19 protein-coding genes are annotated in these 22,578 nt (G+C 64.1%); 6 read left to right on the forward strand and 13 right to left on the reverse strand.

Annotation, left to right across the window (positions count from 1 at the left end):
* Nucleotides 1–305: 305 nt before the first annotated feature.
* From OB916_RS08825 to OB916_RS08835, 3 genes are all read right to left on the reverse strand, one after another.
* Entirely contained in the window at nt 306–1,184 is an 879-nt protein-coding gene (locus OB916_RS08825) for a hypothetical protein (protein WP_315908926.1), read from the reverse strand.
* On the reverse strand, nt 1,185–2,894 hold the full coding sequence (locus OB916_RS08830; RefSeq protein WP_315908927.1) for a DUF4330 family protein: 1,710 nt from the start codon (nt 2,892–2,894) through the stop codon (nt 1,185–1,187).
* A 92-nt stretch (nt 2,895–2,986) separates the two neighbouring features.
* Nucleotides 2,987–5,938: a LamG-like jellyroll fold domain-containing protein gene (locus OB916_RS08835; protein WP_315908928.1), complete on the reverse strand. Its 2,952-nt coding sequence runs from the start codon at nt 5,936–5,938 to the stop codon at nt 2,987–2,989.
* A gap of 190 nt (nt 5,939–6,128) precedes the next feature.
* On the opposite strand from OB916_RS08835, the gene OB916_RS08840 reads away from it, so the two are divergent.
* Complete coding sequence (locus OB916_RS08840) at nt 6,129–7,448, forward strand: MFS transporter (RefSeq protein WP_315908929.1); 1,320 nt, start codon at nt 6,129–6,131, stop codon at nt 7,446–7,448.
* Nucleotides 7,449–7,599: 151 nt separating this feature from the next.
* Nucleotides 7,600–7,947: a DUF433 domain-containing protein gene (locus OB916_RS08845; protein WP_315908930.1), complete on the forward strand. Its 348-nt coding sequence runs from the start codon at nt 7,600–7,602 to the stop codon at nt 7,945–7,947.
* Between the two features lie 227 nt (nt 7,948–8,174).
* Here the strand turns inward: OB916_RS08845 and OB916_RS08850 are convergent, their stop codons facing one another.
* The 3 genes from OB916_RS08850 to OB916_RS08860 all read right to left on the reverse strand — a co-directional run bounded on the left by OB916_RS08850 (nt 8,175) and on the right by OB916_RS08860 (nt 9,433).
* A complete protein-coding gene (locus tag OB916_RS08850) occupies nt 8,175–8,360 on the reverse strand; it encodes a hypothetical protein (RefSeq protein WP_315908931.1) in 186 nt (61 codons plus the stop codon).
* Entirely contained in the window at nt 8,357–8,707 is a 351-nt protein-coding gene (locus OB916_RS08855) for a HalOD1 output domain-containing protein (RefSeq protein WP_315908932.1), read from the reverse strand. The genes OB916_RS08850 and OB916_RS08855 overlap by 4 nt, the downstream gene beginning before the upstream one ends.
* A gap of 81 nt (nt 8,708–8,788) precedes the next feature.
* Nucleotides 8,789–9,433 carry a helix-turn-helix domain-containing protein gene (locus OB916_RS08860; protein WP_315908933.1) on the reverse strand — a complete coding sequence of 215 codons (645 nt, stop codon included), beginning with the start codon at nt 9,431–9,433 and terminating at the stop codon, nt 8,789–8,791.
* Between the two features lie 193 nt (nt 9,434–9,626).
* Here OB916_RS08860 and OB916_RS08865 point away from each other — a divergent pair, with 193 nt between their 5' ends.
* The gene (locus tag OB916_RS08865; protein ID WP_390884070.1) at nt 9,627–10,283 is read left to right on the forward strand and encodes a helix-turn-helix domain-containing protein; all 657 of its coding nucleotides are present in this window, start codon (nt 9,627–9,629) and stop codon (nt 10,281–10,283) included.
* 67 nt (nt 10,284–10,350) lie between these two features.
* The gene (locus OB916_RS08870) at nt 10,351–10,758 is read left to right on the forward strand and encodes a DUF7344 domain-containing protein (protein ID WP_315908935.1); all 408 of its coding nucleotides are present in this window, start codon (nt 10,351–10,353) and stop codon (nt 10,756–10,758) included.
* A 146-nt stretch (nt 10,759–10,904) separates the two neighbouring features.
* Here OB916_RS08870 and OB916_RS08875 read toward each other — a convergent pair whose 3' ends face one another.
* From OB916_RS08875 to OB916_RS08890, 4 genes are read right to left on the reverse strand one after another with little or no spacing between them, the layout of a single operon-like run.
* Nucleotides 10,905–11,912 carry an amino acid ABC transporter permease gene (locus tag OB916_RS08875; protein WP_315908936.1) on the reverse strand — a complete coding sequence of 336 codons (1,008 nt, stop codon included), beginning with the start codon at nt 11,910–11,912 and terminating at the stop codon, nt 10,905–10,907.
* Nucleotides 11,909–12,643, reverse strand: coding sequence for an amino acid ABC transporter ATP-binding protein (locus OB916_RS08880; protein WP_315908937.1), 735 nt, complete (start codon nt 12,641–12,643; stop codon nt 11,909–11,911). Before OB916_RS08880 ends, OB916_RS08875 begins: the two co-directional genes overlap by 4 nt.
* Entirely contained in the window at nt 12,640–13,413 is a 774-nt protein-coding gene (locus OB916_RS08885; RefSeq protein WP_315908938.1) for an amino acid ABC transporter permease, read from the reverse strand. The genes OB916_RS08880 and OB916_RS08885 overlap by 4 nt, the downstream gene beginning before the upstream one ends.
* 5 nt (nt 13,414–13,418) lie before the next feature.
* Nucleotides 13,419–14,189, reverse strand: a complete 771-nt coding sequence (locus OB916_RS08890; RefSeq protein WP_315908939.1) for a transporter substrate-binding domain-containing protein — start codon at nt 14,187–14,189, stop codon at nt 13,419–13,421.
* 123 nt (nt 14,190–14,312) lie between these two features.
* Between OB916_RS08890 and OB916_RS08895 the strand changes: the two genes are divergently transcribed.
* A complete protein-coding gene (locus OB916_RS08895) occupies nt 14,313–15,350 on the forward strand; it encodes an NAD(P)/FAD-dependent oxidoreductase (protein ID WP_315908940.1) in 1,038 nt (345 codons plus the stop codon).
* 15 nt (nt 15,351–15,365) lie between these two features.
* Here OB916_RS08895 and OB916_RS08900 read toward each other — a convergent pair whose 3' ends face one another.
* Entirely contained in the window at nt 15,366–15,722 is a 357-nt protein-coding gene (locus OB916_RS08900) for a DUF5830 family protein (RefSeq protein WP_315908941.1), read from the reverse strand.
* A 76-nt stretch (nt 15,723–15,798) separates the two neighbouring features.
* Here OB916_RS08900 and OB916_RS08905 point away from each other — a divergent pair, with 76 nt between their 5' ends.
* On the forward strand, nt 15,799–16,473 hold the full coding sequence (locus OB916_RS08905; RefSeq protein WP_315908942.1) for a TVP38/TMEM64 family protein: 675 nt from the start codon (nt 15,799–15,801) through the stop codon (nt 16,471–16,473).
* On the opposite strand, the gene OB916_RS08910 is transcribed toward OB916_RS08905, so the two are convergent.
* Nucleotides 16,467–16,586 (reverse strand): HVO_2523 family zinc finger protein, encoded by a 120-nt coding sequence (locus tag OB916_RS08910; protein WP_315908943.1) that lies wholly within the window; start codon nt 16,584–16,586, stop codon nt 16,467–16,469. The two genes, OB916_RS08905 and OB916_RS08910, sit on opposite strands and share 7 nt — an antisense overlap.
* Nucleotides 16,587–16,666: 80 nt before the next feature.
* Complete coding sequence (locus OB916_RS08915; RefSeq protein WP_315908944.1) at nt 16,667–22,432, reverse strand: adenosylcobalamin-dependent ribonucleoside-diphosphate reductase; 5,766 nt, start codon at nt 22,430–22,432, stop codon at nt 16,667–16,669.
* Nucleotides 22,433–22,578: the final 146 nt, after the last annotated feature.

A 22,578-nucleotide genomic window follows, 5' to 3' on the forward strand; every position in this document is an offset into this window, starting at 1 on the left:
GCCGAGACACGATCCGCCGAAGCAGAGTCCGAGAGACCGTCCTTCAGGGTGCTCAGCGACACAGATGCAGAGATCGCAGCAGCCCAAAAGCCCCCTGGCGACACAGAGACCGCCGCAGTCCACCCACGTAGCGTGATCGACCAGCCACCGGGGCGGGAATGAAAGGGGCCGCGGTCTCGACGACGGCAGCCGACGCAAGGACCGCAGCGGGCGAGGACCGCAGCGAGGCTCCCGAGTCGAGACCGCGGGGGCTTTCGGGCTGTTCCAAACATCCACAAGGTCGTCGTCAAAAGTTCCGCAGGCTGCTACGAATCAGAGGCATCGTCCGACGACGGAGACGTCCCCGAGGCATCGTCCGACGACGGAGACGTCCCCGAGGCATCGTCCGACGACGTGGACGTGCCCGAGTCGTCGTCCCCCCGGGAACGCTCGGCGGATCGATCTTCGGGGTGGTCAGACGCCCCGATGCCACGCGCATCGCGAGACCCCTGTTCACCGGGCGGCTCGGGCGGTTCGAGCGCCGCGAGCAATAACTGGACCGGCCGGGACGTCCGAAGTTCCGCCCAGGGTCGATCGACGCGCGCACCGAGAAGAAATGCGACCGCGAGGACGAGACGCAGCCAGACCCCCCCGGCCGAGAGCGTCCCGCGGACCACGCTCGCCGCAGTCGCACCGAGCAGCGCGAACAGCCCGAACAGACTCGCGTACCGGACTGGCGAGCTGCGAAAGCGCCGCCAGCCTCGCTCGACCGACCGACGGACGATCGACGTCCGGCGACCGGTCACGAGCAGGCCGATCGACTCGTCGATCGCGGTCAGGAACGGACGGACGGTCACCGTCTCCCGGAGGTCGATGACGACGACATCCGGCTCGGGCTCGGCCGTCAGCCACCGATAGAGCCACGACGACCGCACCCAGCGCTCGACCGCCGACAGCCCCGACAGCGCGCGAGACCCGCCTACGAGCTCCCCGAGTCGCCGACTGACCGCACGCCCGGCCTGTCCGAGCGTCGATCGCTCCAGCCACGACCGAACGGTCCGGCCCCGAGCACGGAGTCGATCCGCCCGGTCTCGAGCGAGCGACGACAGCGTCGACACGACGGTAGACCCGGACAGGAAGCGGTCGAGGCCCTGTCTGATCCGCGAAGCGGATAGCGCTCGGTCGATGCGATCGTCAACGCTCATCTAGATGTCCGTCACCGTGCCCCGGACAGTGATCGTCCGGAAGTCGAGCGTAATTGTATCGCCCTCCTTGAGCGACTGGGCGTGGAACTGGTAGCCGTCCGGCGTCTCACGGACGGTCGCGTCGACAGTGAGATAGACGTCCTCGTTGCGCGGGTGGGTTCGCTCGAAGATCTCGCCGCTCTCGCTGGTGAGGATGATCGACGCCGGCTCTGTCCGCTTGTCGACGATTTCGGCCGTCGTCTTGCCCATCGATTCTTCGATCATGCCGACTTCGATCCCGTCAGCGAACTCGGGTTCGACGTCCGCGACTTTCACGGAGATCGTCGCGGTGGTCACCGAGCCGTTCGGGACGTAGGCGTCGCGTCCGATGACCTCTCCGGAGAGGCGATAGGCGTCCGTCTCGAAGGGAATCGTCGAGCCGAGCGTGACGCGATCGGCCCCGAAGTACGCGCCGGAGTCACGCGTCACTGTCTGCAGGTCCATCCCCAGGAGGACTCGACGAGTGCTGTCGTCACCGGTCGGGTAGACGTCCATCGTCTGGACGCTGGCGATGGACTGCCCGCCGAACTCGAAGATGTCGCCGATCTCGATCGTGTCCGCGACGGTGTTCGACACGGTCGTCTCGAGAGCGACCTTCGTGGTGTTCGTCTCGGCTGGTTCGCCGATCGTCTCGATCGTCCCGCTGAAGGAGTACTCGGCCGTCCGGAACGGGATCGACGTACCGATCGAGAGCTGATCCGGACCGAAGTAGCGATCCCCGTCCTGAATCACCGTATCGAGCGAGAGGTCCACGTAGAGGCGGCGCTGACCGTTGGACGGACCCGGATACTGGGTGACCGAGTCGATCGTCGCGACGGTCGCGGGACCGAGATCGTACGTATCCCCGGCTTCCAACTGCGTCGCGACTTCTCCCGAAACGGTCGTCACGACCGACACCTCAGCCGTTTCCGTCTGGATCTCGGCGTCGTCGCCGATCGCCTTGATCGTTCCGGACAGGCCGTATTCACCGAAGTCCAGCGACAACGACTGTCCGAGCTTGACCGACTGGTCGCCGAACGTGAGATCGCCCGACTGGCGTAACGTCTCGACCGAGATCGTGGCGGTGGCACGCCGGTTCGCCGAGTCGCCGTTGGGCCCGATGTAGACGGTCTCGACGGTCGCGCCCTCGCGACCGGCGTAGGTCACGGTATCTCCGCTCTGGAGTCGCTGCGCTGCCGTCGAGGACAGCGTGCCGTCGAGTCGAACCTGTCGGGTGACGGTATCGAGCGCCGCACCCTCGGTGTCGAGTCGGGTAATCGTCCCGCTCGCGGTGTATGCCGCGGTTTCGAGCGTGAACTGGCCGCCCTGTCGGACGCCGTCACCGCGATAGCGGAACGGCTCGCCGTCCTCGCCGAGCGAGCCGTTGATACGAACCCGAGCGGTTACGGAGACGTTCGTGCCGGCGGCGGGCCCGACGTGGACGTCGGTCACGGTGACATTGCGCGCGTTAGGCGGGTTCATCACGTCGCCATCGGTGATCTGTTCGGCGACAAACGGCTGCTGCTCGCCGAGATCGATCGTCGCGTATCGCTCGGCCGTCTCTGCCTCGGTCGCGAACGGATTGAGCAACGCGACGCCAGCGATCAGGACCGCGAGAACCAGAAGTACGACCAGTGCGTCGATGACGTTGACGACGCCGAACAGCCTCCCCTCGTCGTCGATCAACTCCACGACTGACCACCGTCCAGATACATACAGTGTGGTTCCCGGTGGCGATGTAAAAGATTACGATAACTCTATATTACGTGAGGAATCGTCCACGGTCACTCCAGTCCAAACGGCGCCGAGATATCCGACCGTGCGCCCTCGTAGATACGAACGTCCGCGAGCCGGCCCGCGTAGCCGTGGCGGGACGGCGTCGAGTACCGGTTCCCGAACCGCACTGACTCGCCCCACTCGAGCGACCCGACGGAAACGTCGTCCTGTGCCACCTGTGCCCCGTCGACGTAGATCGTTCGCGTCGTTCCATCGAACGTGACTGCAACGTGCGTCCACGCGTCTGTCTCGACGCCACTCCCGACGACCCGGCCGCCGCCAGCGCCGGGCAATCGGAAGCTGATCCGGCCGTTCTGTTCGAAGATCAGGATGCTGCCGTTTTCCGCCCGAACGACGTCCCGGTAGTCGTTCTCCCCGGAGACGTCAAGTGCCGTCGGACGCGCCCAGAGACCGAGCGTAAACTCCTGGAGCGAGTCGATCGGAGCCTCGACATACTCCTCGGCCTGGCCCTCGAAGGACAGCGCCGCCCCTTCGCGACCGTCAGCCCACTCCGCCCCGTGGACGCGGCCGTGGTGGCCACCTGCGCGGTCGTAGGCCCACTCGCCGGATCCCTCGTCGAACGACCAGCGTGCGTACGCATCGCCGTCGAATTCGGATCGGAGCCGCCCGGCCCGAACGTCCGCAGCCGAGACTTCCACCGTGCCGTCCGGCGCGTCGTAGGTCCCGGGCAGCGGGATCGTCGCCTGATAGACGCCGTGTTCACCGGTCGAGACGTCCAGGCCGACCGATCGCGTTTGCGCGCCGATCTCGACGTCGCCCTCGATGCGCACGTCCTCTTGCGCCGGTGCCGGACCGGTCACGCGCGCACCCGGAACCAGCGTGTACACTCGCCGGGAGTCGTCAGCAGTTGCCCACACGGCCCGGTAGTGGTCGGTCTCGATCCCCAGGTTCTCGCTCCAGAGTCGCTCGTAGATCGTCCGGCCGCCGGCGTCGATCGGCAAGCCACGCCCGGTCGCGATGAACCCCACCCGATCACCCAATCGCTCGTACCACTCCGTCCCGTCGGTCGAGGTGACGAAGTCCTCGTAGTTCGACTGTGCGTACCCGTAACTCCGGGACTCGCCGTTGACGAACCAGTTGTACACCCGGTTGCGTCCCCAGCGGCTGAAGACGTAGTTGTCGGGATACTCCCAGCCCTGCTCGTCGGCGTACTCGCGCATGAACGCAGCCGCCTCGTAGATCGAATCGTCGATCGTCACCTGGGAGTGTTTGATCGGCGTCATCACAGTCCCGAGACTGGCGATGCCCAGTCCGAGCCCGGCCGTGTACAGCGCCTCGCGGCGCTCGGGCCACGCGAGGTCCGCCGGTCGCGGGGACTCGTTCGTGTCCGCCGATTCCCGTGGCCCGGAGTCGTCTTCACCGAACAGTTCGGGATAGTCCGTCAGCTCGACCCAGGCGGCCAGGTGGACGAACCCGAGTCCGCCGAAGACGGCGACGAAAATAGCCAGTTGCCCGGCGAATCGCGCCTGCACGATCCCGAGCACGAGAAAGACCCAGGCGTAGACCGACACTGCCAGCAGGCCCGGTTCGTGGCGACGATAACACCGCCAGCTCGCCCACGCGAGATACGGCACAGCGAGGAAGAGCGCGAACCCGAACAAAAAGATCGGCCCGGCGAGCGCCCCGACCCGCCCGGCGACGATCGACGTCGTCTCGGCGATCCCCTCGGTCGTGAGCAGGAAGTCGATCCCGCCGGAGAGTTGCTCCGACAGCGACGGCAGCAACGTTCGTACCACGAGCACGCCGACGACCAGCCCACCGACCTCGGCACCGACAAGCGGTCGCACCCCGACGTCGAACCGCTCTGTGGCCGTCCCCAGGGCCACCAAACCGATCGTCCCGACAAGCAACAGCCCCGGAACGGCCGCGACCTCAGTCGAGTGCCACCCGAACGCGTGGTGGGCCCCGGCGACGAGCGTTGCTCCGAGTGCGAGTCCGGCGACCAGCCCGGCACCCTCATGAAGCGGCGAGCGGCCGGCACGTACCCACGAGGGGACGACCAGCGCCACGTAGACCGCAAGCGGAACGAGCAACAGCGGCCCGGCGTCCCAGGCGAGCGCCTGCCCGCTGACGCCAACCCCGAGCGCGAGCACCCACGGCCACGTCCCGCGATCACCGAGTTCTCGATCCGCGAGCGACACCACCGCCAGCGCCGTCAGCGCGAGCCAGGGGTAGTCGAAGGCGTGGTGGTCGGCGAAGCCGATCCCGGTCCGGAACGCGTGGCCCGGCACGATCGCCAGCAGCGCCACGGCAGCGATCCCGACCCGCCGATCGTCCGTCACCCGGACGGTTAACACGTACACGAGCAGCGCGGTCACGACCGCCGAGACGACCGGATACCACGCCAGCACGTGATCCGCAGCCCCGCCGAACAGCGCCGCGATCCACCACAGCGTCGCGACGAACAGCGGTTCGCCGTGGGCGATCCCGCCCGGCAGTTCCGACAGCGTCGACAGGTCCAGCGCCCCACCGCTCTCGGCCAGCAGTTGGTGAACGAGATACCGATACGCGTACGGATCGTTACCCGAGAGGACGACGTCGCGGTTCTGGAAGACCGAGGGAAACGGGAACACCCGGAAGAGCACGACGAGCGCGAGCGCACCGCTCAGTCCGATCGCAGTCACGCGATCGATGTCCGGCAGCGAAAGCGCCGGGCCGTCCGGCAGCGAGCGCGACGAGGCGTCTGTGTCGTCGTCCTCGACCGCGTCCGGGTTCAGAATCGCCTCGACGGCCGCCGGATCGCGGAGCCGATACTCGCCGTCGGTCTTCTCGACGATCTCCCGAGAGACTAGCTCGCCGAACGTCCCGGAGTCGAAGGGGACGTCCTCGAACGTCCAAGTGTCGTGCTGGGCGTCGACGGCCAGCAGATCTTCCAGGCGATCTTCGAGATCGGGCCTGTCCTCGAGAAGCGACTCGATCGCGGCCCGCACGTCAGTCATATATCCTCATTCCACTGTGGAACACGCTTAAAGACACAGGTTCGCCGGCGATGTGACCAGCCGATCCGGAAATCGTCTCATAGCTACCAGCGCGAAACCGCTCGACGAAACACCGAAAGCGATCCCGATCGAGCCTGGAGAGTTCGGGATCCGACACCCGTATGTCACTGGGGTCTGATATCTAGCAGTAGTGGCTTCGAGTCAGGCGGCGACGAGTGAGCAGGCGGCGCCAGCCGCCGCGCCAGGAACGCGTCGCCGCGTCGCGGTCGTCGTTGGAATCGTTTTCATCGATCTGCTCGGCTTCGGCATCATCATCCCGATTCTGCCATTCTACGTCCGTTCGTTCGGCGTGAGCGACGTGTTCATCGGTCTGCTCGCGGCGTCGTACTCGCTGGCACAGTTCGTCGCCGCGCCGGTGCTCGGTCGGATCTCCGACGAGCGCGGCCGGCGGCCGGTGCTCATGCTGTCCGTCGGCGTCTCCGGGATCGCCTGGGTCGTCTTCGGGTTCGCTTCGGAGATCGGTGCGGCCCTGGGGGTGACGCTCGGCCTCGTCGTCCTGTTTAGTGCCCGGCTGCTGGCCGGCGCGGCGGGCGGAAACATCGCGGCCGCACAGGCGTACATCGCCGACGTGACGACACCGGCGGACCGGACCGGCGCACTCGGTCTCGTCGGCGCGGCCTTCGGTCTGGGGTTCGTGTTCGGCCCGGCGATCGGCGGCTTGCTGGCCAGCGACACCGCGGTGTCGACCGCCCGCACCGTATTGCCCGGGTTCGTCCCGGTGACGCCGTTCTCATTGCCGAGTTTTGCCGCTGCGGGCTTCTCGTTTCTCGCGCTCGGAGTGGCGGCCGCCGTGTTGAAAGAGCCGAATCGCACCCGGACCCAGGCGCGGCGCGTGTCGTTCGTCGGCCAGTTCCGGACGGCGCTCGCCGACGCGACACTCCGGCCGCTCGTCATCGCGTTCTTTCTGACCTCGCTCGCGTTCGCCGGCGTCACCGTGATGTTCGTCCCGTTCATGGCAGACGCATTCGGATACGACGCGACCGAAGCGGCGATATTTCTCGCCTATATCGGGGCGCTCGGCATCGTCAATCAGGGCGTGCTCATCGGCTGGCTCTCGCGGCGGTTCAGTGTGCAATACGTCGTCCGGGGCGGTGTGACGTCGCTGTTTCTCGCGCTCGTCCTGCTCGCCGTGTCGCCGCTGGCGGGGACGGGACCGCTCGCCGCCAGTGGTCCCGGATGGGTGACCGGCGGACTCCTCGTGTTGCTCGCATTCGGAGCGCTGGCCTCGTTCGGGAACGGCGCGATAACGGTCGGGCTCGCGGCACTCGTTTCGAAGGGTGCGACCGACGACACACAGGGGGCTGCCTTCGGTGTCACGCAGGGGGCGGGAAGCCTCGGGCGGACGGTCGGACCACCGCTCGCTGCCGCCGCCTACGTGGTCGTCGACTGGTCGCCGTTCGTCGCCGGGGCGCTCCTGCTCGTGCCGGTTGCGGTGTTGCTACGGCGATGAGCGATCTGTCGCAGCGAGAATCTCGTCGTGTTGGTCGGAACGACTGTCCCGATCACCGATCGCTCTCGTGCTGGCCGACGCCGGGGATCGCGACGGCCGTGGAGACGCGCTCCATCGAAGGTTAATACGAGAGTAGGAACAACGGTCAGATATGAGTGCGATCGTGCGTGACGAGGATATTCGGTCCGGATCTCCGCGTATCGAGGGGACGCGGATCGCTGTCCACGACATCAAACGTCGAGTCATCGACGGGGGAGAAGATCCGTTTGCGGTCGCGACGGAGTACGAGATCGATACGAGGAGTTCCGAGCATGGATCGTCAACCGGGCCATCGAGGAGAATCGGCACGCCCAACACGACTATTTGGACATCAGAGGTGCACTCACTGATCATGGTCGCTATCGATCCGTTCAACAAACCGACGCATCTCGTCGAATCTCGTTCCTCGTCGTACCTCGTCTTCGACCCTGTCGAACTTGACGAGCCTCTCATCCGCTAACGCGGGAAGCAAAACGTGATGGAGTTCGTAACAGACCGTGAGGTACTCCTCGGAGTCAAGTATCTCTCCCTCACGAAGTATCGGATCTGCAGGCCTCGAACTATCTTCCAGTAGCGCACGTAATACTCGTCGCTGTTGGGCTAACAGTACTCTTTCCACTTGATCACCGTTACAGCACTTGTCAGTCATGGGGTACCTGCTACGGACCTAGTCGCCCTCGCTGTCGGCTACTCCGAAGACTCGTTCTTTTCGACTTCAGTGACGACCACGTCCCAGTCAGGATGGTCGACTCCATTTCGACATTCAAATGCGCCTTTCACATCGAGTCCATTCTCGTAGGCTCTGAGGAGGAGGGCTTTTAGCTCAGCGTTCAGTTCCGCTTTCGACGTGAGCGGGGTCTCCGCAGGCGTCATCTTCCCGCGTTCCCCCCGTAATTCTTCACTGAGGATTCGTGGCCAGCTGTGATAGTGACCACACCGTAGCTGAACACGGTTATTGCGTGGTCCTCGTGCGTGAACGTAACGTGGATATCTCCGTCCGTCCCGGTGCGAACGCGGACGAGCGCATCCAACGCGTCTGGGTCAACCGTAGAATGGAGTGGGTCCAGTTCAACCGGATCAGCGTCCATCACTTCTGCCAGCATTGCGATTACAGCCATGCTTGCGGGTGTCTTCTCCTGATCGAACTGGATACGAACAGTCGCAGAGTCCTGATGATACTCGACTGACTCTACTCCGACTCCAGACACCACAGCGTCCATATCTACCTATTCTACCGGCCTGAATCGGTTTAGTTAGGGTACTTATTATACAGGAAGTTTAAAAGCAAACAGCCAGAACGATCACGGCAAACTAACGAGCGTCGCTCCAATGAGGCGTCGATGCCCGCGTCGGAGTCGTGACGAAAGCGATTGCTGGGTGATGCCAAGCTCGTCCGCGATTTCTTCGAGCGACGCCTCGCGGGGGGTGTCGAAGTAGCCACGCTCGTAGGCCAATATCAGCGCCTCGCGCTGGGTTTCGGTCAACTCGTAGCCTTCCCCCTGGATCGGAAGCATTGCGTGGACAGCGGTGATCTCTATCGGGATGTCGTTATCCTGGCAGTACTCTCGAAACTCAGCAACTGTCTCCTGACTTTCACCGCGCACCTCGAATCGCCACTGGTCTTTCGTTCCGATCCCAGTGAGCACAACGACGTTGGCCTTGGCCAGGGCACTCAGGACGCCAAAGTACTCTTGTTTCCACTCTGCGCGCATGAGATACTCGTCCTCGATGCTATCGACAAGTCGGATGTCCGTCACGCCCTCGTGTGGGTCGAACGCGGCTTCTATGTCCTCGGTTTCCACGCCACGCACCCAGAAGTACGGGATGATCAGCGTCTCGTGTGGAATCAGTCGCTCCAGTTCGACCGTCACTCCCGGCAAGTTCTCGAAGACACTCCCCAGCGGAAACTCCTCTGCCGGGCTCGTAAACTCCATCACGGTCGCCATGCGGGAGTCTTCGTCCGACAGACCAATAATTGACGTGGCTGGTGTATCATGGCTCCGGGACAGGCCAAAGCACGGTCAGGAGATAGAATCGCGTCTTCCGCGAGCAGGGAGGGCTGATTGCATGCTGGTAGACATGGTGCACCATGTCTACTCCTTTTGTAGGGCCCAGAACAACCTAGTCTCACAAGAGAAAATGAGCGTGATCGTGGAGCTTCGAATTCCACCCGATGACTTCGAACTCGGGCAGATACTCAAGCTCAATGAGACGTCGGCTATCGAACTCGAAACACTCGTCCCGAGTGGTGACGTTACTGTGCCGCTCTTCTGGGTCTACGAACCGGTCGAAAACGGGTTTCTCGACACCGTCCAACGCTATCCGACGGTCAACAGCGTAGCGGAGGTGGACGTGTTCGGAGACAGGACCCTATTCAGGCTCGATTGGGATGCGAGCCAAGACCATTTCTTTCAGTGCATCTTTGACCACGAAGGAGAAATACGGAGTGCGACCGGAACGTCTGAAGGATGGGATTTCGAGATACGATTCTCCGACCGTGAGGCATTGAGCCAGTGGCAGACATGTTGTGAGGACGCGCACATATCACTGGAGATCATCCGGATATACAATCCCACTGACCCCGGAGCTGGTCCGTGGTACGGCTTGAGCGAGCCACAGCGGGATGCGCTCATGCTTGCCGTTCGGATGGGGTACTACGATATTCCCCGAGGCTGCACGACCGAAGAACTCGCGGACGAACTCGGAATTTCTGATCAAGCAGTGACGGAGCGGCTGCGTCGTGCCATCGGTGCGTTCACACGACATGCACTCCTTACCCCCGAGGCCGAGGCGTAAGTGGAGCGGCAGGTTCCTTTGTGCATCATGGAACAGAACCAGGTAGTTGGGGCTCCGCTGTGTGAGCATGGATGAGAATGCAGAGCGAGGGATATCTGATCGACAGGGGATCGACGATTTCTCCAGCTCTGCGGAACGAGAGCAACCGATTTCCCCCGATAGGATTCTGTCGGCAGTAGGGAACGAACATCGACGGGCTATCCTCAATTCACTAACCAGGGCATCCGATGGGACACTGGAATACGATGCGCTGGTGGAGCGCGTTGCAGACATGATTCGAGACGAAGACACGGAGCGAGTATCCGACGAACATCGACAACGCGTCCGGATCGCACTTCACCATACCCATCTCCCAAAACTGAAGGAAGCTGGGATAATCGACTACGAGGCTGAAACGAGGCACGTCCAGTTTGTTGGCGGTGAACTGGAACAAGATCTCCTGACACTGGTCAGGTCACACGACAGTAACGAGTGACAGAAGTGAAGTATCGAGGATGATTAGCGCAAGTTTCGAGCTCATCCCATCTGTTCAACAGGGTGATGCTCTTCAGCAAGTGACACAACTCACCGGGGCGCGAACCTCGTCCCGTCAGCCGGGCGCTCGCGTTTCTCTGGACCAGATCACCGGTCGCCCTCGTGCTGGCCGACACCGGGGATCGCGACGGCCGTGGAGACGCGCTCCATCGCGAGCGCAGTCGTCAACACCAGCGCGAGGTAGAACACTGCGACGATGACGTAAATATCGGTCGTTCTGAACGTGTCAGAGGCGATGATATCGGCCCGGCCGAATAGCTCGGAGACGGTGATGAACGCCGCCAGCGCGGAGTACTTGATGAGATAGACGAACTCGTTGGTCCAGCCGGGGATAGCGTATCGCAACCCCTGGGGCAAAACGACGTGGCGGATCCCGGCCCACTTCGAGAGGCCGACCGACCGGGCGGCGACGAGCTGGTCCTCGTCGACGGACTGCAGGGCCGAGCGGATGTACTCCGACTGGTAGGCCGAGGAGTTGATCGTGAACCCGACGATGGCGACGAAGACCGCCGCCCCCGGGACCGACCCGCTCCCGACGAGATCAACGCTGTCGATCGCACCTGCGAGTGGTAGCCCGTAGTACAGCAGGAACAGCTGTGCGAGCAGCGGCGTCCCGCGGATCAACTCCGTGTACGCCAGCGAAAGCCAGCTGAGTGCGGTCCCGCCGTAGACGCGCGCGACCGACAGCGGGACGGCGACGACCAGCCCGAGCAGCATCGACGCGACGGTGAGATACACCGTGACGTAGGCACCCTCGGCCAGTGCGGGCGCGCTCTCGATGGCGAACGCGACGAGATCGAGCAGCCAGACGAGCCAGCCAGTAGCCACCTCCGGCAGCCCCAGCGACGCGACGGCGTCGGCGGCCGACGCGAACGGTTCTGGCGGCAGCCAGGGCTCGCGGTTCCTGACGGGCACCTCCGAGCGGAGCAGATCTGGCGCGCCCAGCGCGCCGAAGACCCGATCCAGCACCGCGTTGTGATACGCCCAGCGAGCCAGCAGCCACGCCCAGAAGACGACCCCGACCGCGAGCACAGTGAGGCGTCGTCGCCCGGGAAGCTCGCCGACCGCGGCCGGTTCAGTCTCGTCGACGCTCATCTGTGGAGGTCAGTCAGCCCGCCGAGGAACTCGCGGGTGCGGTCGTGGTCGGGCTGCTCGAAGAGCCGCTCTGGCGGCCCGCGCTCGACGATCCGTCCGTCTTCGAGGAACGTCAGCCGAGAGGCGACCGAGCGGGCGAAGCCCATCTCGTGGGTCACAGCCAGCATCGTCATGCCGTCGTCGGCGAGATCGCGCATGACGCCCAGCACCTCGCCGACGAGCTCGGGATCGAGCGCGCTGGTCGGCTCGTCGAACAGGATGAGATCGGGATCCATCGCCAGCGCGCGGGCGATCCCGACGCGCTGTTTCTGCCCGCCCGACAGTTCCGCCGGATACGCCTCCGCCTGATCGGCCACGCCGACCCGCTGGAGGTACTGTTCGGCGCGCTCGGTGGCCTCGCGCTCGGACAACCCCAGCACTTCCGTCAGCCCGAGCGTGACGTTCCCGCGGGCCGTCCGGTGGGCGAAGAGGTTGAAGTCCTGAAAGACCATGCCGACGCGCCGGCGCAGCGCGTTCTCGTCCATGGCATGGACGTCCTCGCCGTCGAGGTAGATCGCGCCGTCGTCGATCTCGGTGAGTCGGTTGACACACCGCAACAGCGTCGACTTGCCCGACCCGCTCGGGCCGACGATCACTTCGACGTCGCCGGCGTCCAGCTCGAAACTGACGTCGTGCAGTACCTCCTCGTCGCCGTATGATTTCGAGACGTTCTCGAAGCGTAGCAGACTCATTCGGAACCACCCGGAATCGAATAGCGGTCGTGGAGCGCATCGAGCGACCGATTAGTCGCGAAGGTCAACACGAAGTAGATCGCCGTGATCGTGAGAATGACCTCCATCACAGCCGTGCCCTTGCCGGGCTGCAGGTAGAGGTTCTCCGCACGCGTCAGCAGCTCCGCCAGCCCGATCGCGAAGGCGATGCTGGTGTCTTTGAGGACGATCGTGAACTCGTTTTGAAAGCCCGGCAGCGAGCGTCGCAGCGCCTGCGGAAAGACGACGTGGCGGATCGACTGGCGCGTACTCATCCCGACCGACCGAGCAGCCTCGAGCTGCCCGTCGTCGATCGACTGGATCGCGCCGCGGAACACCTGACTCTGGTAGGCCCCGCTCCGGAGTCCGAGCGCCAGCGTCGCCGAGAGAAACGCCGTGAGGTTAATCTCCAGCCAGGGAATCGATCCGAGCCGGGGCAACGGCAGACCGAAATGGAACAGCACGACGAGCACGACGATCGGTGTACCCCGCAGTAACACGCCGAACGTGCTGACGGCATCGCTGAGCCGCCCGGAGCCGTAGACCTCGATCGCCCCGGCAGGGAACCCGGCCAGAAAGCCCAGCGAGAGACTCGTGATCGTCAGCAGGATCGTCACGACCGTCCCCGCCAGCAGGTACTCCCAGTTGGCGGCGACGAACGCCCAGTCGCCGGCCTGGAGCACGCTGTCAATCTGACCGCCGGGCCCGAACACGGCTTCGATCCCGTTCGCCTGCGACGCGGTGTCGATCATCGTTCCTATTCGAACCACTCGGTGACGAGATCGTCGTAGGTGCCGTCTTCACGCAGTTCGGCGAGCGCGTCGTTGATATCGGCGAGTCGATCGTCGTCCTGGCGCATCCCCATGCCGAACTGTTCGCCCGTCTCGATGACGAACGAGACCGAGACGTCCCGCCCGGCGGCGAAGTTGTTCGCGACGGGCTGGTCGACCACAACGGCGTCGACGTTACCGGCTTCGAGGTCTTCGACAGCCAGCACGTAATTGTTGTATCGCTTGAGGTCGTCCTCGGCGATGACGCCCTCTTCGCGGAGTCGCTCGACCTCACTCTCACCGGTGGTTCCCTTCTGGGCACCCATCCGACTCCCTTCGAGATCGCTTTCGCCCTCGGGCTGGAAGTCACCGCCCGATTGGACGAGCACGGACTGGTTCGATTCCCAGTAGGGGTCGGTGAAATCGATCTGCTCCTGGCGATCCGGTTCGATCGTCATCCCGGCAGCGATGAGATCGATGTCGTTGTTGTTCAGCGACGGGATGAGCGAGCCGAACTTGAGGTCCGACCAGTCGCCGACCTCGTAGCCGGCGCGATCGATGGCCGCTTCGGCCAGATCGATGTCGAAGCCGACGATCTCGCCGTCTTCCTTGTATTCGAAGGGTGCGAACGCGGCGTTGGTCCCGGGAACGATGGTGTCGTCGCTACCGCTCGAACAGCCGGCGATCGCGGCCGAGGCACCGACTGCCCCGACCGTCTTGAGATACGCGCGGCGGTCCATACTGAATCTGTGAGCCATATGCACGGATTCGTGGTCTCAGTGTTGAACGTTTCGAGCTATTGTTTACTATCGTTCGTTCGGGTCCGGACGGAAGGGCGAGCGAGGCGGGCAGTTTTGGGGATCCGATCCTAACGGGCCGGCATGACCACGATCGGAGTCGTCGGTGCCGGCGTGGCGGCCGCGGCCGCGACGTACGTACTCGACCAGACCCTCGAAGACTCCGAGGTGACGATCCTCGAGAAGTCGGGCGGCCTCTGCGGGCGTGCGGCCACTCGCCGCAGGGGCCCGGTCACCTACGATTACGGCGCGAATTACCTCAAGGACGACGACCGCCGGGTGACGGAACTGGTTACCGAGACGCTTGCCGCCGAGGGATTGGTCGACACGCGGGGACCGATCTACGCCTACGAGGCCGACGGCGAGATCGGTCCCGGTCGAGACAGCGACGACCACAAGTGGAGCTACGAGGCAGGACTGACACAGATCGCCAAGCGCCTGCTCGGGCAGACCGACGCGACCGTCCACCGAAACACCCGCGTCGAACGGATCCACCGCGAGGGCGAGCAGTGGCGGCTCACCGACGCCGACGGGGCGTCGTGGGGGCCGTTTGACGCCCTCGTCGTCAATCCGCCGGCTCCGCAGACGGCCGAACTCCTGCGGACGGCCGACTGGGACGATCCCCTGCGCGAAGACCTCGTCGAAGCGATCGAGGCCGTCCCCTACCACAGTGTTTGGACGACGATCCTGCACTATCCCTTCGAACTGGACCGGCCCTACTACGCGGTCATCAACACGGACAAGGAACACGAGATCGGCTGGGTCGCTCGCGAGGAGTGCAAGCCGGGCCACGTCCCCGACGGCGAGTCAGTGCTGGTCGTCCAGGCCGGCCAGGGCTGGTCGGAGCGACACTTCGAGCGCGACCCCGAGACCAACGTCGCCGAACTGATCGATCTGACCGCGGACCTGCTCGGTGACGACCGCCTCAGAGAGCCGGACTGGACCGATCACCAGGGGTGGCGCTACGCCCTGCCGGACGACGCCGTCAGGCAGGGGCCGATCGACTCGGCCGTCGACCACGACCTGCACTTCGTCGGCGACTGGATCCCCGGCGAGGGCCGGATCCACGCCGCGCTGCGAAACGGCCTGGACACCGCCGAGAAACTCGTCTATCAGCTGTGACGCGCACGAGGAAAGTCACTCCCGACCGGTCACTTTCCGGATGCACGAGGAGCCGAACGGGCCGAGCTCGCCGGTCTCGAACTGGATGAAGTAGCCGGTCGACAGCGACGAGCCACAGCGCCGACACTCGAAGTCGCCCTCCCGGGAGACGACCTGGCTCTCGAAGCGGACGAACGAGCCCGACCGGGTGCGGATCCGCCCCGCCTCGCGCTCGATGATCCCGCGCAGTTCGGCCGTGTCGAGGATCTCTCTGGTGAGATGTGGGTCGGTCGTGATCGTCTCCAGACGGTCGATCGCCTCGGCGACCGACAGTGACTCGTCTTCGAGGTGGGCGAGCAGCGTCACGCCGAGTTCGACGGGATCGCGGTCCACACGCGCACAAGGGACGGCGTGAGCAAGAAAGACACGACCACAAGGTGTATTCCGCTGGCCGGCACACTGTCGCGTGATGGACCGGCAGGTGCGGATTCAACTCGCGGGCGGGCTCGCGCTCGCGGCGACCGGCGCGGTCGGCGTGCTCGTGATCACGCCCGAGCGGGCGCTCGGATCGCTGCTCGGACTCGCCGAGCGGCCCGGCCTGTTCGCGCTCGCGCTGGTCGCCCTCTACGGCGCGCGCTCGCTGGTGCTGTGGCCCATCTCGGCGCTGTCGCTTCTGGTCGGGTTCGTCTACGGGCCAGTCGTGGGGATCCCGATCGGACTGGCCGGGGCCGTCTACACGTGCCTGCCGCCGTACCTGCTCGCGCGGTACGCACCGCGGGAGCGCGGACCGCTCGCGCGCCTACACACGCTCGGTCGCTCGACGGTCGCGGTGACGGGTGACCTTCGCGGACTGATCGCCGCGCGCCTGATCCCGCTGCCCGCGGACGGCGTCTCGTATGCGGCCGGGCTAGCCGAGATCCCCGCCGGACGCTACGCGCTCGGAACGCTCGCCGGCGAGACGCCGTGGGTCGTCGCGACCGTGCTGGCCGGCGCGTCGATGCGGACGTTCGCGCTCGAAGAAGCCGGCTCGACCCTATCGCTGCTTTTCGGGGCGACGCTGCTCGGGGTCGTCCTGTTGAGCGGGCCCGCCTACCGCCATCTCCGGCGGCGCGGCGTGCTCGACGGTCCGGCGATCGATCAGTAAAACGTATCCGCACAGTCGAAGACGACGCCGTGGACTGGACAGACGTACTTGCAGTGGCGGTGATACATCGGCCGGTCGCAGCGCGGACACGGCCGGCCGCCCGAATCGGTCATACTCGAACGATCCGGTGCGATCGGCTTGACCGTTCGGGGTGCGGCAACCGAGGGTGTATTTCGGTACGAGACCGACTGGCTCAGCACTCGCTCCAGCCGCAGTTCTCGCAGGTCTTGCAGCCCTCCGAGTAGTACAGCGACATCGAGCCACACTCCGGACACTCGGGGCTCTCGCCGTTCTCGATGAGTTCCTGCTGGTCGTCGACCGCCTGCTCGGCCGCCCCATCGCCGTCCTCGAACTCGTCTTCGAGTTCGGTCAGGTTCTGCTGCTGGGGATAGGCCCGCTCGATGTCGTTGTCCAGATACCGGCGCATTGCGGTTCCGATTGCATCCGGAATGGACTGGATCTGTTCGCCCTTGTCCCAGGCGACCTTCGGCGAGCGGATGCCCTGCAGTTCGTCGGCGATCTCTCCGGGATCGACGCCGCTGCGAAGCGCCGTCGAGATGGTCTTGGCGAGCGCCTCGGTGAACGAGGCGGTGAACCCGCCGGAGTTGCCGATGTTGGCGAACAGTTCGAACGGCCGACCCTGTTCGTCCTCGTTGATGTTGACGTACAGCTTCCCGTAGCCGGTGTCGATCCGCTGGGTGACGCCGTGAAGGACGTCCGGTCGCGGGCGCTTCTGGGCGTACTCTGTCGTCTCGCCGTCGGCCACGCCGAGTAGCTGTTCGACGGATTCGTCCAGTGCCGCCTGGACCTCCTCGCTCTCGAGGAAGCCCTCGATGCCGTCGAAGACCTCCTCGATCTGAGCGACGATCTCCTCGCGATCCATGTCCGCGAACTCGGTGTTCTGGGCGCGGGTGGTCAGCACCTGCTTGCTGCGGGTGCCGTCGCGGTAGTAGGTGACGCCCTTGCCGCCGTGTTCGTAGATGTACTCGAAGACCTCCTTGGCGTCCTCGACGGTCGAGTCGTTGGGGGCGTTGACGGTCTTGCTGATCGCCGAGTCCACCCCGTCCTGGAGCGCGGTCTGGATCGAGGCGTGCTGTTTGGGCGAGAGGTCACCAGTCGTGACAAACAGCTCGCCGATGGCGTCGGGCACCGTCGTGAGGCCGTCGATGCCGTCGAACTCGTTTGCAGCCATCTGCTCTTGGGCCTCTTTCTTGACAGCCTCGACGTCGATGTCGTTCTCCTCCAGCACGCGCAGGAAGTAGTCGTCGAACTCGACCAGCATCTCGTCGCCCTGGACGTCGTCGGAGACGTTCTTGTAGTAGGCGACGTTGTAGATGGGCTCACAGCCACCGGTCGTGTTGCCGACCATGCTAGTCGTCCCGGTCGGCGCGATCGTCGTCGTGTTGTGGTTGCGGATCGGGAAGCCCTCAGCCCACTCGTCAGCGTCTTCGCCGGTGTAGTGTTCGAACCACTCGCGGTATTCGGTTGGGTCCGCATACTTCGATTTCTCCCACTCCTCGAAGGGGCCTCGCTCCTCGGCGAGTTCGTGACTGGTCCACTTGGAGTGGTGGTTGATGTGGGTCATCAGCTTGCGGGCGACCTCGTCGGAAACCTCGTCGCCGTATTTCATCCCGAGCTGGACGTACAGCTGGGCCAGCCCCATGATGCCCAGCCCGATCTTGCGCAGTTCCCGGACCTTCTGTTCGATCTCCTCGACCGGGAAGTCCGACATCGTGACGACGTCTTCCAGGAAGCGCGTTCCCATCTCGATACGGTGGTCGAACTCCGCCCAGTTGATCGCCTCCTCGAGGAACGCCTCGACGGCCGCTTCGGTCGTCTCGTAGTCGTCGGCGTGACGATCCGACCAGACCCGCCAGTCGGGGGCGTCCTCGGCGGCCAGCGTCGAGAGGTTGATGTGTCCGAGGTTGCAGGCCTCGTACTCCTCCAAGGGTTGCTCACCACAGGGATTTGTTGCAAGTATTCTATGCTCTGGATTTTTCTCCACATCGAACGAATGTTCCTTGTTCGCGCGTTCGAGGTAGACGACGCCAGGTTCGCCGTTCTCGTGTGCGCCCTGGATGATGTGGTCCCAGATCTCTTCGGCGGGTACCGACAGTTCCTCGCCGACCTCGACGTACTCGCCGAGGCCGAACATGTCGTACAGTTCCTTGGTCTCCTCGGTCGTGACGTGAGGTTCGCCCGTCCGGGGGTTCGTGAACGTGAACTCCTCGCCGTTCCGCAGGGCGTCCATGAAGTCGTCGGTGATCCCGACGGAGATGTTGAAATTCGAGAGGTGCCCCTCGACGGCGTTACGCAGGTGCTCGGGGACGCGACCGTCTTCGTCGATGAGTCCGCGAGCCTCTTCGAGCGCTTCCTCGAAGGAGCTGTGGGTAAAGTCGTCGGGGTCGTTCAGCCGCAGCGTCTCGGCCAGCGAGACATCCTTGTTCTTGGCGTGGATGAACTGGATGACGTCCGGGTGAGAGACACGCATGACGCCCATCTGGGCACCCCGTCGAGCGCCACCCTGGGCGATAGTTTCACACATCTGGTCGTAGGTCCGCATGAAGGTGATCGGGCCAGAGGCGATCCCGCCAGTCGAACCGACGGCGTCGCCGTACGGGCGCAGCTTCCAGAAGGCATACCCCATGCCGCCACCGCTGTTGTGCGAGACGACCGAACTCGCGACGTATTCGTGGTCGTCCGCGACGGTGACGTCGTAGACAGTGTCCGTTCCGGCATCCTTGACGGCTTCGACGGGAACATGCCAGGTCGACCCCTCGCGTGTTCCGACGCTCGGTCCTCTGGAATCGATCGTGGAGAGTGTCTCGGCCATCGTCTCCGAGCGGTCGTCGACGAACCCGACTGACTCGAGGAAGCGTTCGAGACCTCGCTCGCCAGTCGGACCGACGTTGTAGTAGTCGCGCTCGTCGGTGTCGTACTCCCACCGGATCGCTGGCAGACCGAGACCAAGGAGGAGCTGCTGGACATCCCCAATCAGATTCTCCGAGGCGCTCCACAGTCGCGGATAGGTGTCCTTCTGGAGACTCCCATCGGTCGAGTACAGTCCCCGGAGGAACGCGCCGATCGTCTCTCGATCGGCCTGCCAGACTTCGCTCGGGACCGACGCCGAAGCCGCGTCCGGTTTGGCGTCGCCGAAGTTGGCGAGCCACCAGCGCTTGATTTCGTGGCTGTGCAGGACAGCCTCGTAACAGCCCTCATCCCAGCGCCAGTCCAGCCCGACATCGAAGAGGTCACGGGAGAGTCGGTCGGCACGCTCGAGGGTCTCTTCGCGGTTGAGATGGAAGCGAAGGCCGTCTTCGTGCTTCGAGCCGTCGCCGACCCACATGCCGACGAGTTCCGCGAGTTCGGGCGTGAACTCGGTCGGCTGCGTGACGGTCTTGACGGCATCTCCGTTCGCCTCGAGCGATTGCGTCTCGCGGAACCGGGCGACACTGCGGGTCGAGACGCCCAGTTCCCGCGCGATCTCACCGTCGGAGTGGCCGTCGTCGTAGAGCGTCTCGAACTCGTCCTCATCGAAGCTCACGTCACCGCCGGACCGGCCGCCGCTCCCGTTGGGATCAAGCCCGAGTTCGAGCGAGCGACGGCGCTGTATCGTCGAGGGCGAGCTGTCGAGTCGGTCCGCGATCTCGTAATCGCTGAGTCCCTCAGCGTGGAGTTCGAGGATGTCGTCGTTCGAGATCGTCCGGTTTTCGGACCACTGGGCCCCGCCAGCGACGGTCGTGAGTTCGGGTGTCGTATCCTCGTTGTCGATCCAGCCGAGTCGCAACGAGAGGGTATCCCCGGCCTCAATCTGGTCGATCCGCGTCCACGAGCCATCGACGAGCAGTTCGTGGTTCGGCGTCCCGGTCAGGTCGATCCCGGCTTCCGTCTCGATACGGCTGACGGGTGAATCGTCATATGCGTGTGTTTCCTCGACGTTCTGAACGGTGTGTCCGTCTCCGTCGCGCTGGACGATCTGATCGCCGGGCTCGACGTCGGCAATAGAGACAACGCCCTTGTCCTCAACGTAGACCTGCGTGTCCTCAGTCAGACACTGGAAGACCTGTGCGGCCTCTTTGGCGGTCTGGTGGATATCGTCGATGTCGTCCTCGGGAGAGTCGACGAAACAGGCAGAGAGCTGCTGGAGTTCGTCGCCAGCGTTCATCAGTGTGGGGCTGTTGTGACTGACGAACCCTTCAACAACGTAGGTGTTCCGACGCGGAACCTGCATGTCTTCGACGGCCATTCGACCGACATCGCGGACCGTCGAAACTCGCTCGTAGAACTGGTCGCGCTCAACGAACTCGGCGACTGGGGAGTCCCAAAGTTCAGGGTACTTCTCCGCGTAACGGCGGAAGACACCGACGCCGATCTCCTGGTGGTACGCAGAATCAGGATCGATCAGGAACTGCGAGAGATCACGGTAGGCGTCGTGTCCAAGATCGCTCTGCTGGAACCACTCGTGAAGACGGTCGGTTTGATTCGGGATTTTCACCGACGTGGCGTTCTCGGCCACGGTCTCAAACCGTTTCGACTCCGTCAGCTTTCGTTCGCTCAGGAATCCGACGCGGTCGACGAACCGTTTCCCAGAGACGTTCTTGCGGACCGTCACTCGGAACCCGTCCCGTTTTGCGTTCACAGACGAGCGAATACCCAGACCGAGCAACAGCTTCTGTACCTGATCGGCGAGCTGTTCGCTGTGTGTGTACAGTTCGATGGTCCGTTCACCGACGGTACCGTCTGCCTCGAACAAACCACTGAGGAACGTGGCGACGCAGGTCCGGCCCGATTCGAGTACTGCGTCCGGAACTGCCGCGTTTTTCGAGGTGTCTTTCAAAAGCTCGTTTCGGTCGAGGAAATCGTACAGATCGCGCCTCCCGGCCTGGCCGACCACGCACGCTGCATCGTTGCGGTGTCGTGTCGTCGGCTCGAACCCGAACACTGACTCGGTCAGTTCGCGCCAGTACTCGACGAGGTCGTCGTCCTGCTCGTCGAACGCAACTCTAACGCCACTTTCTCGTGCTGTTCCGTCACCGACATAGAGGCCCAGCCACTCCGCGAGCGCAGGCGTCATGGAGTCGGGTGCGTCGATGGCCTCTCGTGGCCTACCGAGGGTCGTCGTTTCCGCGGCGACTGCCCCGCCATCAGCTGCTGTCGGCGGGAGCAGGCTGGCTGTCGTTCCCTCATCGTCGAGGAAGTTCTTCTGGAGTGCGATCACGTCGTCCGGCTTGAGATCTTTTACCTGTCGCCATTCGTACTCGCCGCTCTCCGAAATAACCCGGAAATAATGCTCAGGCGTAGCCTGAACTGTATATCCCAAGTTCGTCTCGATCTCCTTGACCAGCTTCTCACCGTTTTCGAACTTCGAGTCGACACGAGCGGTCCCATCTTGGTCGTCGTAGACGCGCTCGCCAGGTTCAATATCCCCAAGGGGCTTGAGTCCTCCTTCAGCTGCGACCCGCGACTCGGGCGGGACACAGTTCGGCATAAACGAGAGATGTTCCATCAGCTCCTGGTACTCAGCGGCGGTGTCCTCGACGTGTTCGCGGATGTCGGCGGGGAGCTCCGAGACGATCGTCTCGTAGGAGAACTTGTTGACGTTGTACCGCGTCAGCGTCGTCTCGGCGTCGTCGTCGGCGGTCGTCCCCTTGCCGAAGACCTCCTCGGCGAGTTCGTCACGCCGGGGATGGTCGGGCTTGAGCTGGTCCGGGGTGACCGTGATTTCGACGTCTTCCTTTCGAGCCTCGAAGACGGCCTCCGCCAGCGCGACGTTCTTCGCGACGCGCTCGAAGAGATCCTCCTGGGACTCGACGAGCTCACCGTCGGCGTCCTTCCGAAGATACCGCGCCGGCAAGATGTTGTGATAGGCGTTCGAGGTGAGTCGCTCCTCGAGCGTGTCGCCGGTGGTGCGTTTGATCGGCAGCGTGATCTCGTCCGCGGAGAGGTCCTGCTGGCTCACGCGTCAGCCCTCCCGGCGAGATCAGTTCGCCATCCGTCGATACGGGTCGTGAAACGGGTCCGTGTGTGGATCATCTGTAGCGGAAGTTCGTTACTTGCGGGTTCCTAATGAACCCGTCGCCTCGCGATTTCGATCGCCCGTGTGAC

Source organism: Halapricum hydrolyticum (assembly GCF_025517535.1).
GTDB classification, from domain to species: Archaea; Halobacteriota; Halobacteria; order Halobacteriales; family Haloarculaceae; genus Halapricum; species Halapricum hydrolyticum.